8 protein-coding genes are annotated in these 12,383 nt (G+C 43.8%); 3 read left to right on the forward strand and 5 right to left on the reverse strand.

Annotated elements, in window-relative coordinates; all coding sequences use genetic code 11:
• Positions 1-101: 101 nt before the first annotated feature.
• Positions 102-2,093 (reverse strand): excinuclease ABC subunit UvrB, encoded by a 1,992-nt coding sequence (gene uvrB, locus MKY24_RS24075; protein ID WP_023990604.1) that lies wholly within the window; start codon positions 2,091-2,093, stop codon positions 102-104.
• A 208-nt stretch (positions 2,094-2,301) separates the two neighbouring features.
• On the opposite strand from uvrB, the gene MKY24_RS24080 reads away from it, so the two are divergent.
• On the forward strand, positions 2,302-3,129 hold the full coding sequence (locus MKY24_RS24080; RefSeq protein ID WP_023990605.1) for a flagellar motor protein: 828 nt from the start codon (positions 2,302-2,304) through the stop codon (positions 3,127-3,129).
• Positions 3,113-3,928 (forward strand): flagellar motor protein MotB, encoded by an 816-nt coding sequence (locus MKY24_RS24085; RefSeq protein WP_013312222.1) that lies wholly within the window; start codon positions 3,113-3,115, stop codon positions 3,926-3,928. The genes MKY24_RS24080 and MKY24_RS24085 overlap by 17 nt, the downstream gene beginning before the upstream one ends.
• A 236-nt stretch (positions 3,929-4,164) precedes the next feature.
• Here the strand turns inward: MKY24_RS24085 and MKY24_RS24090 are convergent, their stop codons facing one another.
• Positions 4,165-4,392 (reverse strand): aspartyl-phosphate phosphatase Spo0E family protein, encoded by a 228-nt coding sequence (locus MKY24_RS24090; RefSeq protein ID WP_023990607.1) that lies wholly within the window; start codon positions 4,390-4,392, stop codon positions 4,165-4,167.
• 204 nt (positions 4,393-4,596) lie between these two features.
• On the reverse strand, positions 4,597-6,006 hold the full coding sequence (locus MKY24_RS24095; protein WP_028542115.1) for a DNA-binding protein: 1,410 nt from the start codon (positions 6,004-6,006) through the stop codon (positions 4,597-4,599).
• A gap of 254 nt (positions 6,007-6,260) precedes the next feature.
• On the opposite strand from MKY24_RS24095, the gene MKY24_RS24100 reads away from it, so the two are divergent.
• Entirely contained in the window at positions 6,261-6,641 is a 381-nt protein-coding gene (locus MKY24_RS24100) for a helix-turn-helix transcriptional regulator (protein ID WP_028542116.1), read from the forward strand.
• A gap of 86 nt (positions 6,642-6,727) precedes the next feature.
• On the opposite strand, the gene MKY24_RS24105 is transcribed toward MKY24_RS24100, so the two are convergent.
• Together MKY24_RS24105 and MKY24_RS24110 are read right to left on the reverse strand one after the other, a co-directional pair.
• Positions 6,728-8,125, reverse strand: a complete 1,398-nt coding sequence (locus MKY24_RS24105; protein WP_028542117.1) for a hypothetical protein — start codon at positions 8,123-8,125, stop codon at positions 6,728-6,730.
• A gap of 187 nt (positions 8,126-8,312) precedes the next feature.
• On the reverse strand, positions 8,313-12,368 hold the full coding sequence (locus tag MKY24_RS24110) for a glycosyl hydrolase (RefSeq protein WP_339201017.1): 4,056 nt from the start codon (positions 12,366-12,368) through the stop codon (positions 8,313-8,315).
• Positions 12,369-12,383: the final 15 nt, after the last annotated feature.

Raw genomic sequence — 12,383 nt, forward strand, 5'->3', positions numbered from 1 at the left:
CGCAAAGAGAACGACCACATAGGCCGCTCTCACTATTTTTAAAAGCAAAGCAATCAAACATTTTATTTTCATATGTTTTGCTTCTAGCTTATTCTCAATGTTTAATCAGCTCGCAACTCCAGCAAAGCATCACGCAGCTCGGCTGCCCGCTCGAACTGTAGGTTCTTGGCGGCGTCTTTCATCTCTGCTTCCAGACGCTGAATGAGTGATTGACGCTCCTTCTTGGAAAGTTTACCCGTCTCATTAGGAAGGTAATCATTCTTTGACTCTGCCACCTTAGTTGCTTCAATAACATCACGAATCTTTTTACGAATGGTTTGCGGGGTAATCCCATGTTCTTCATTATACTGAATTTGAATCGCACGACGACGTTCCGTTTCCTTTAGCGCTTTATCCATAGAATCGGTAATCTTATCGCCGTACATGATAACACGACCGTCACTGTTCCGTGCTGCCCGTCCGATCGTCTGAATCAGAGAGCGCTCAGAACGCAGAAAGCCTTCTTTGTCCGCATCCAAAATTGCAACCAGCGATACTTCCGGCAAATCAAGACCTTCCCGCAACAGGTTGATCCCAATTAGCACGTCGAAGGTCCCTAGACGAAGATCCCGCAAAATAGCCATCCGCTCCAACGTCTTAATCTCGGAGTGCATATACCGAACCTTGATGCCCACTTCTTTTAAATAGTCAGTCAAATCTTCAGACATCTTCTTCGTAAGTGTGGTCACCAGTACCCGTTCCTCACGTTCCATGCGGAGCCGTATCTCATTAATGAGATCGTCAATCTGCCCCTTGCTCGGACGCACCTCAATAATCGGATCAAGAAGCCCGGTAGGACGAATAATCTGCTGTACCATCGTTTCGCATTTCTCCATCTCATAGGGTCCTGGAGTAGCCGATACATAGACGATTTGACTTACCTTGTCCTCGAACTCTTCAAACTTCAACGGACGATTATCCAATGCAGATGGCAAACGAAAACCATGTTCTACCAGTACATTCTTACGTGCTTGGTCACCGTTATACATGGCACGAATCTGCGGCAACGTAACATGGGACTCGTCAATGACGATCAGCATATCATCCGGGAAATAATCCATCAGCGTATATGGTGTCGCTCCTCGCTCGCGGAATGTCAGTGGACCTGAATAATTCTCGACACCGGAACAAAAGCCAACCTCTTTCATCATCTCGATATCATAGCGGGTACGTTGTTCCAAACGTTGCGCCTCTAACAGCTTCCCTTGCTCCTTCAACTCCGCTAACCGCTCTTCAAGCTCACGTTCAATGTTGACCAATGCTACCTTCATCGTATCCTCATGAGTAACGAAGTGAGATGCCGGGAAAATGGCAATATGATCACGTTCACCGATCAATTCACCCGTAAGCACATTAATCTCGGTAATTCGTTCAATTTCATCCCCGAACAGTTCTACACGTATAGCGTGTTCCCCTTGGGAAGCCGGGAATATCTCGACAACATCCCCCCGTACACGGAAAGTACCCCGCACGAAGTTGATATCGTTCCGCTGATATTGAATATCGACCAAGCGGGACAAAATCTGATTGCGGGGTTTCTCCATGCCGACTCTAAGCGAAAGCAGCAAGCTTGAATATTCTTTCGGGGAACCCAAACCATAAATGCAGGAGACACTCGCTACAATAATAACGTCACGACGCTCAAACAGAGAGCTTGTCGCTGAGTGGCGAAGTTTATCAATCTCCTCATTGATGCTGGAATCCTTCTCAATATACGTATCGGAAGACGGAATGTATGCTTCCGGTTGATAGTAATCATAGTAGCTGACAAAATAATCGACTGAGTTATTCGGAAAGAACTCTTTAAACTCACTCGCCAGTTGAGCAGCCAAAGTCTTATTATGTGCAATAACCAGCGTAGGCCGATTCAACTTGGCAATGGTCTGTGCGATGGTAAACGTCTTACCTGTTCCCGTAGCACCCAATAGCGTTTGATGCTTCTTTCCTTCTGCAATTCCCTCTACCAATTCAAAAATGGCCTGAGGTTGATCGCCTTGAGGTTGGAATTCCGACTGAATTTCAAAAGTCTTATCGCTAACAACGATATCACTCATTGCCCTGCATCACCCTTATCGTCTAAAATGGAAACATCATGATTTTACACCAGTCGAGCTTTAACGTCTTTACCTGTAACTCTATGTCGATATTTCCCGAGCAATGATACTTGGGAAATATGGTTGGATAAGAATGTTTGTTCCCGTATTATACCTCTTTCTTACCGTGGATGCAAACGATAAGTCTTGAATAGGAGTGAATTAAATTTTGGATATCACCATCGTATTGGGCATCATCGCCGGAATCATAGCATTAATCGGTGGCTTCTTATGGGAAGGCGGCGAATTTACAGGGCTGCTTCAAGGTACATCGGCTCTAATTGTATTTGGGGGAACTTTCGCCGCAGTTGTGATCAGCTACCCAGCTTCCAAGCTGAAGACGATCCCCACCGCTCTACGGATGGCATTTAGCCGTGAGGACAATCCTACGAAGCAATATATAGAAGATTTGGTTTCCATGGCGGCCACCTCACGCCGATCCGGTGTGCTTGCGCTAGAGCGTACTTCATCAGAGCATCCGAATGCATTTTTGCGTGAAGGTCTTCAGTTGGTCATCGACGGCACCGAGCAGGAGCAGATCAAACAGATTTTAGAGCTTGAGTTAGATGCCATTGAACACAAACATGAAGGGTACGCCAAAATATTTGAATCCGCAGGCGGTTATGCCCCTACGATGGGGATTATCGGTACTGTCATGGGCCTGATCCATGTACTGGGCAGCCTGACCGAGCCTACTGCGCTTGGTCCGTCTATTGCTGTTGCTTTTATCGCAACACTATACGGCGTTGCTAGCGCCAACCTGATCTTCCTGCCCATCGCATCCAAAATAAGAGCAGCCAGTGAGAGTGAAATTATCACTATGGATTTGCTGCTGCAAGGTATTCTGGCTATTCAAAACGGAGAGAATCCAAAGCTTGTACGCAAAAAGTTGGAGTTCTTTATCCGCTCAGAGCAAAATATAGATCGCAAACCGCCTCGTCGCTCGCTCACAGAGGACGCTTCTCCAAAGGAGGACTTCCATGAGAGCGCGCGGTAAGCGCCGTGGGGGTCAAGGAGGCGGCGGAGACCATCGTGACCGCTGGATGATTACCTATGCCGATCTGATCACCCTGCTGCTCATATTTTTCGTTGTGATGTATGCCATGAGTAGTCTGGATGCTAAAAAATACGATGTCGTTGTTCAATCCCTCCAGGATACGTTCCACAAAGGAGATTCTATTTTGGAGCAAGGCTCGGGCATTACAGGTACTGCCGATCGTTACACCAGCAAGAATCCACCCACGACCAAGCAACCGGCAGCCGATAAAAAGGAGGCTGGATCGACTAAGCTCACCGAACGTGAACAAGCATTTCGCACGCAGGAAAAAGAGCTGCAAAATTTAATGGGTGTCATTCAAGAATATATTACTGATAACAAACTGGAAAACCAGATTTTTGTGTCAGATCAGCCGCGTGGTATTGTCATTACGCTGAATGACCGCTTTTTATTCGATCAAGGTAGAGCTGCACTCAAACAAGGCTCTGCCAACACGCTATCCAAGTTGGCCAGTCTGTTTCGAGATTTGAAAACACCAATTAGCATTGAGGGCCATACGGACAACATTCCGTTTACGCGCTCCTCGAACTCATCGACGTATAAGGATAACTGGGAGCTTTCCGGCGCACGGGCACTATCTGTACTCCGATTCTTTCTCGACAGAGAGCAACTTTCACCCTCAGGATTTCAGTATGCGGGTTATGCAGATACCCGGCCGGTTGGTGACAATAGCACCGAAGCTGGACGACAAAAAAACCGCCGTGTCGAAATCACCGTACTACGCCAGCTTCAACAGTAAAACCCAAAAACCTCCTGAGTCACGCAATAACGTGAATCGGGAGGTTTTTTTGATACATATTCATCATTAATACATGGCTTCCGCTCTGATGTAGACGCAGAACAATAAACCGTACGAACAACATGTATAAGAGCGGCGTACGAGATGCAATAGAGATTATTTTGTTTATTCTATATCCCACTATGTATTAGAAGCCCTGGTGAAGTTAGGTTTTATCTTGTCATGATACTTGAAGATTAATAAGATAGGACAAGCTCGTGTTGCTTCTCTTGTATTTGTGAACTTTGGGGTATGCTCTGTTGTCTGCGATAGCTATATTTCCAGTCACTGTATTTATTAAGGAGTCGATCCAACTCCATGGACTTGATTAACACCCGCCGATCCTTCAATCCCACCTCATTCGCCAAATCATTTAGTTCCTTCCGCTTTTCTTCGATGCATTCCTCCAATTGTTTCCATTTCACATCAATAAACCTCCTGTTCGGTGTGGTATTTACATTAGTTTACAAGCTGATACCTTCCCTACAGGTTAAAAATATAATAAAACCCAATTCATCCCTTTAACGGGATGAATCAAAAAAACAGCCTTACCGAGGCTGTTTTTTGATAACTATTAACCGCCCATCCCATGGCCAAACAAAACAATGTTATGAGAGTATTCTAAAAAGCTAAAGAGCCCTATAATTAGAATGAACCTCAGGTTTTTTATTCGCACTTATCAAGACCTCCTCCATGATACTTTCATATTCTGATATTTGGTCTTTTGTTGCCTGCGCTCTAAATTTCCCAAATATTGCTGTGCAGATCATAAACTTTTCTTTGTTATTGATTTGAAGACATTTTCTCAAGCATTTTAAAACATAATAAATACCATTTTCATAGGAATGGCTATTAAACATATATATTGTTAGTTGATAACAAAAATCAGCATACGTATGATAACTAAATGATGGTTCATAATAACTGGTTTCCATAGATAATTCATCATTAAATGAGTTTAATTCGCGGGAAAACTGTTGGAGGATATTTTCAATTAAAAAACCATGCTTGTTAGCCGACTCTACTATCGTTAATAACCCTAATAAAATTTCTGGTGGGTTATTTTTTAAAAATTGAATATATATTGGCAAACTACCTGTATCGCCCATAAGAATTTTCAAGTTAAGTTGATTAGCATTTGCCCAAAGGGTGAACTTTTGTACTTCTTTTTGTCCAATCTCTCCTAAATTCTCAAACCAACTCAAATCGGCATAGCCAGAAATATACTTCATTGCTTCCTCATACTTCTCTTGTTTTTCCAGAGCATTACCCTTTATTAAGTAACCTTGACCATAGTAGACCACTAAATGTCTCTCAGTTTTCAATGTAACATTCTTTTTATTAGTTTCTCTGCTCTTACAAACAATAGTTGCAAGCGCTCTTAATTCATCTGCATAACGCTCTGTTTCTTTCCATTGATGCAAGTTGAAATAAAGATTTGACAGTTTAAGCAGACCATCTAAATGATATTCTAAGGGTACCCGATTTCTAAAGGGTACAAATCTTAGTGCGGCCTCCAAATTTCTTTCCATACTTTCACTAACAGAGATTGAAAAAATTCTATAATGACTGATTGCCAATCTCTCAGAATGTTGGTACTTTTCATTTTCAATAACACATTCATAGAAAGGAATAGCTTCCTTTAGCTTTCCTTCCTCATACAACTCTTCTGCTAAAGTGAAAATTGTAGGAATATGATTAAGATCCTCCATTAATCGAGATAGTACTTTCTCCACACACCTCAGATTCCCTACTTCAACACAACGAATCAGGAACGGCTTGACCCTTTTCCAATGAGGTCTTCCATCATAAAAACATTCATCCACATACAGGTCATACAACCAGCCTTCTGGATAATTAAATGCTTTGGTAATCAAGTCCATTTGTCTTACCGAGATAGGTTTAGGCGGATTGCCATTAAGCATAGCACTAAATATGCCCCGGTTAAGCCCCGTAGCTTGTCCAAAACTATTAAAAGTGTAGCCACCAAGTTTTAGTTCTTTCTCAATTTCCGAACGGATCGTGGTTGCATTTTCCAATAAAAACACCCCCGGCGTATTCAGATGATTTTAAAAATCACCCTCCTCGACAATCAATTACAATATACTAGAAATTATATGAATAAATTGGATGGTGGTCAACCCCTTTTCTACACTGTTTTATTATATTATGGAATTTGATGTTTATTAAATAGTTCTCACAAGAACTAAATATATAACAATTTAGGCAATTTAATTACCTCCACGCCTGATCTGGCTTTGTCTACACTCATACTATAGGAGTGTGGAGGTCTATGGAAACGACGAAACTTATAGGAACGAAAATTCGCCAATTTCGAAAATTGCGTGGTATTACACAAGAACAGTTAGCAGAAGCATCCGATTCAACAGGTTCCTATATCGGCAAGTTGGAGCGCGGTGAGGTCAATGTGCAGATCAAAACACTGGAGAAAATAGCAGAGGCGCTGAACACGAACGTATTTGCATTTTTTGACTATAATCCATATGAAGAACTCAAAAGCCAGCCCTGGATTTGGGAATGCATTCATATACTTTCCCAGCAGAATGAAGCAGGGCAAAATAAAGCTTATCGCATATTGAAGGAACTGTTCTCTTCTTCACAAAGCGAGCTTTTGGAGAGTAGCTCCGACACCCCTGATACACATGAGGAATAGTAAATTTCACTCAATTAACATGCACGAAAAATTAAAAGAGCTGTGTGATCTTCTACACTAGGTAGAGAAACATAGCTCTTTTTGCTCTAAGAGGTCATTTGCCTCATATTATTTTCCACTGCTTGTATCACTTTTTCATATTCTGTCCGTTGTTTTTCGGTCGAATGATCCTTATATTTCTCAAATAATAGCGTGATGGACTTGATATAGTAATTCTTATCGTTTAACTCTGAGGAGGCTTTTAAACTAATCAGCATACTGTCTATTGCCTCGGTATAGCTTCCTTTACTGAAATAGTATCGACTAAGCTCAAGAAAAAAACGAGAATATGTCAGCAGATCATTATTTGTATGATAATACGAAATATTTGTACGTAGCTCCCTAAATTCATTAATATTCTCAGCAAAAAGAGCCAGAGTATCGTCTACTGAGTAACTGTAATGATTGGCCGATTCTATAATGGTCAATAGCCCAAGTAATATTTCCTGAGGATTATTTCTAATAAGTTCAACATAGGCAGGCAAACTAGCCGTATCCCCCATCAGAATTTCTAAATTCAAACGGTTTGCTATTCCCCATATTTCGAATTTCTGTGCCTCTATCATTCCAATCTCATCCAGACCTTCAAATCCAGTTAGATTTTCATAGTAAGGTATGAACTTCATAGCTGCTTCATATAGCCCTTGTTTTTCGAAGGAGTTTCCCTGCATTAAATAGGCTTGACCATAATAAACGATTAGATGTCTTTCTGTATTTAAACGTATAACTTCGCGATTCTTCGCCCTCGCTTGAGCTTGATGCCAATAAATGCTTGTGACTAGTACCTCAAGTTCCTTCGCATAGTGTATAGCCGCCTCATAATCATAAAATTGGAAATATGCATTAGTCAATTTTAACAACGCGTCTAATTGGTAATTCTCGGGAAGATTCCTCCGAAACGGTGCAAACTTTATAGTTGCTTGACGATTATTATCCAAGTCAGTATTCAGAGAATAACAAAACAAACGATACTGGCAGATTGCCAACCGCTCCGAGTGGTAATATTTTTCATTTTCAATTACACACTCATAAAAGGGAGTAGACTCCTTTTTCTTTCCTGCTTCGTGTAGTTCTTCTGCAAGCTCAAATATCGTCGGTACATAGGACAAGTCCTCGGTTAGTCTTGACAGTACCTTTTGAATACAGTCTTCCCTCCCTAACTCTACACAACGTAATAAAAAAGGCTTAATCCGTTTCCAGTGTCCTTTTCCCTCATAAAAGCATTCATCTATGTATAACTCATACAGCCAGCCTTCGGGATATCCCAATGCCTTGGTAATCAAGTCCATCTGCCGAACCGAGATCGGCTTAGGTGGGTTGCTGTTAAGCATGGTGCTAAATATACCACGGTTAATTCCAGATACTTTACTGAAGCTGCTAAATGTATGCCCCCTTTGCTTTAGTTCTGTCTCTATCTTCGAGCGGATCGTAGGTGTATGTTCCATGCTAATCCCCCTCTTTAGCTTGAAGAATTATATTTTTCGTCTCTACTAACATTATAAGGTAATTTTAGTTCGTGATTTCTTAAACCTGAATATAATAATCAAACATATCTCTTGGAGTATTTTTGTACAAAAAAATGAGCAGGTGGGATACTAAATCCCCTGCTCATTTCAACGATGGACGCCTGTCTTAATTAGCTGTCGGTTCGGTTCCCCAAACAAGTACACCATTATGATACAACGTAGCCTTCGTATGATCGGCATATGAAGTTTGCGTGCCTTTATACGAGTAATCGTCACTTTCGTTATAGTTCGACCAGTCTGTTTTATGAATTCGAGTTTGGATTTCGCCCGTGCTTTCTCCAGGTGCTAACACGCCTGCACCCGATTGGAAGCTGACTTCCAAATAATAATCAGCGCCAGTTACGGCTTTATCCATTTTAACCAGTTTACCATTCAGCTTCGAGCAGCTCAGCACCGCATAGTCGCAGTTAAATGTCTGGTCACGGTCACCGTCGATCGTGTAGTAGTAGCGAAGTTTCAACTCGTTGATCGGTACGGAGGTTGTACCTTTATTTAAAATTTGGAAATGCGGCTTCAAGTTATTGTCGTTCACATTTGTATCCGCTACGCGATACTGGAGCACAAATCCCGTTGTCGGCTGCTGAGTATCCGCTTTCGGTGCTGCGCTAGCCGTGTTCGAAACCGTTTGACCTGCATCGTTCTTCGCTACGACTTGGTAATAGTACATCGTGTCTGCCGTTACGGCTATGTCGGTGTAGCTGCTTCCGTATACATCGCTCGCCACTGTGGCGAAAGCGCCGTTTTCAGCTGTCGAACGCTTCACTTCATAGCTTGCTGCATTCGCTGATGCTGTCCAGTTCAGCTTTACTTTCGCCGTTTCGCCCGCTGCGTTCAGCGTGAAGCTGCCTGGTACTGATGGTTGCTCGGTAATGCCATACGTTTTTAAGTTAGTCGGGAGCTTGTCAAGCGTAATGACGTTCGGATGATTATACACTTTTTTCAGATGCTCAAGACTGTTTTGTTTGCCGTCTCTCAAGAAATCTCCATACCATGTAGCGAACCAGCTCCAATGGGCTTGATACGCCTTCATCAGATCAGGGTCCGGGATAGGTCCGTTTTCGCTCATGGCAACTAGCTTTTTGTCCTTGCCCAATGTAACAAGGTCTTCATATTTTGCAATTTGCGGGCTGTAGTCGCCTGCTTGCGGATAAGAGTCGAAGCTCAAAATATCCACATACTCATCTCCCGGATACCAGTCGGGAGCAACAGAGTTCCAGACCCAGATCAGATTGTTCAATTTGTGCACATTAGTCAAACGGTCGTGCATCAAAATATACAATTTTTTAACAGGCTCAGGACCTTTAGCGCCCCACCAGAACCATTTGCCTTCCGCTTCGTGCAAAGGACGGAACAGGACAGGAACTTTCGCATCCTGCAACTTCTTCAATTGCCCTGCAATCACATCGATGTCGCGAATAAGCAATTTATAATCTTCGGACTCTGGATGATTCATCGCATATTCTATATCGAATGTAGTCGAATCGGCATAGAAGCCTCTCCACCATTCTTTTCCCTGCGTATCGATCAGACCTTTCGGCGCGTTCCAGTGCCATGCAAAGGTAACGATGCCCCCTTGCTTATCCCATTCAATCGCCTTTTCCGTCTCTGTGGAACTAAGACCGTGTTCCGCTCTGCTTGGGGAATAGTCAATCAGGTCAAGTGCCGCAATAGCCGGCTTTTTACCTACATTCGCTTGAAGCCAATCAATTTCGGGCATATCCTCTTGACCGGAAAGCATATTCTTCCCGTATTGATCAACCAGATAGTTCATCAATGCTCTTGCTTCTACCGTCGCATTCGGATTGGTGAGCGTTTTGGTTACTGCATGTGGTGGACGGTCAGCAGCTGGCTCCAGCTTGACGTAGTCGATATCATACCAGCCCCAGCCTGTTTCAAAACCGATCGTATTCGCCCCTGCATTCAACAGAACCTTACCACCGGAGGTTTCTTTAAAATCAGCCGATTTCCAAAGTACCAGCTCGCCAGACGCTTTGCCGTTTAAAGAGAAGTTGGTGCGTTTGTCATCATGAGGCGAACGGTAGCCGATTGTAAGATTGTACAAGCCTGCCGCCTCTGCCTGGATCGTCATCGTCAGGGAATCCCCTGCATTGTGGAAATTAGTTACATAACCAGTACCGGAGAAGCCGGTCCCGCTGGATTCCACAATGGTTCCCTTCAGCGTGCCATCTTCGGCTTCATAGCGATCCTGTTCGTCTACAGGCGTTCGCGGAACCGCTTTCAAAACATTGGATTCGCTCGTTCCCGTCTTTGTTTTTGCGGTTATTTTATAATAATAAGAAGTGCCGTTCGTTACGTTCGTATCCGTATAAGACGTTTCGACCAAGTTGGATGCTACAGCAGCAAAAGGACCGTTTTCATACGTTGCCCGCTGTACGCTGTAACCTACAACTCCGCTGGAAGCGTCCCAGGATAAATCGACTTTCCCATCGCCAGCCTCAGCCCTCAGCGCAAAGCTTTCAGGATTTTCTACAGGCGTATCATTGCCAGCAGTCAACACGATGTGATAAGCCGTCAAAGGCGGTACTGTATAGGTAAAGCGGTTGCCTGAAATTTGCGTGATTGGCGCTGCTTCCTTAATTTGCGAGTTATTTTTGTCGAAGCCCCATACTTTAGCGGAACCGTAAGTCGTCTCGCCGGAAAGATCAAATTGGGCGTCGAATGCACTGTCCATGCTTTTATTCATGACAACGAGGTGCAGTTCTTTGTAGGATGCATCCATTACGGAAGCATGCACCGAGCTATTAACAATATCCGACGTTTGTGCATGAACGCTGATATCACCGAAAGTAGAGCTTTTTCCGTCATAATTGCGGTAAAGTTTGTAAGCGGCACTAACGTAGTTGTTGGCACCATCCTTTAACTTCCAGTAGTTTGCCATATAGACGTCGTTTTTGCCCAAGATGCCCAGCACATCAGTCATAGCGATACCGCCGGAAATATCATTTTCGCCACCATAGCTATACTCAGTCAAAGCCAGCTTGGTTCCTGGGTAATACTTATCCACCGACTGCTTTAATCGAGGCAGTATAGGCAAGAATTCACTGTTCCATTGAGCAATCCAGCTATCTTCCTTGTAGGTCGGGTCCCACAAAGTACGAGGCGCTTGCATTCTGGCTTTCTTCGTTTCGTCGTTGCCTACCTCATTTGTAATTCGTATGCCCCCGCCCATCGCTTCAGGATACCAGTGTACATCAAAGACATCCAGCAATCTCTTGCCTTCGGCTTGCGAGCTGAGACGCATTTGATCCAGGTAATAGTCCACGAACCAGCTGTAGTTGCCTTTTACAGAGTTCCAATCAGGTGCAGTTTGAAGATCTTTATAGGCGCCAAAACCGTAAAGAACGGGCCCAAAAATTTCCGCACCCGCGTCAACCGCTTTAACAGCTTTGGATAAACTTACCGACCGGTCCACCAACTCTTTGGCTCCAACCTTTTCACCATGAATACGCGGATGCGTATGCGACCAGAGAGCGGGTTCATTGTCGAGCGAGTATCCCTTCACGCCCGTTTTTGTTGAAGCAACGCCGTACTTTTTCACTAAAAAGTTGACGAATTCATCCGCATAAACCTGATTGTCTTTCAGATCAGGCTGCAATTGAAACGGCGCATTTTTAGCGTTTACGACCTCATTCCACCGAGCGGAAGGAGCCTTTTCGCTTTCCTGCACACTTCCGTTTCCATCCTTGGCCACATAACCGGCCATCGGCAGTGTGACTAAAGAATATGTGCCCTGCTTCAGCGATTGATCGTGAAACGAGGTTGCTACCGCACCTGGCTTTTCACATTCGGCTTTTGTCAATCCGGCGTTGTCGCATAAATAGCTATCGCTGGACTGCATCCAGTCGCTTCCTGCATTGGACATATTGTTTTCCCAGTTGTATCCGGTCATTCGATTGCCACCAAGTCGTCTGGCAGTCAGATTCTCATCGCCTGCCAACTCCTGATTCGTACCGTAAATATAAGGGCTAATAGGCTTACGATCCTTGGATGTATCGACTTTAATGGTAACAGTCTTTGCCGTTTGACCGTGAACTACAGTTGGAGTCGGTAGAGCACCCCCTACTATAATCGTGCATGCCATGACGACAGGCAGCCATTTGGAACGTTTGGACCAAATACTACTACTATTTTTCGCCTTCATGCCGCTTCCTCCCTT

It is taken from the genome of Paenibacillus sp. FSL P2-0322 (genome assembly GCF_037975315.1).
GTDB classification, from domain to species: domain Bacteria; phylum Bacillota; class Bacilli; order Paenibacillales; family Paenibacillaceae; genus Paenibacillus; species Paenibacillus polymyxa_B.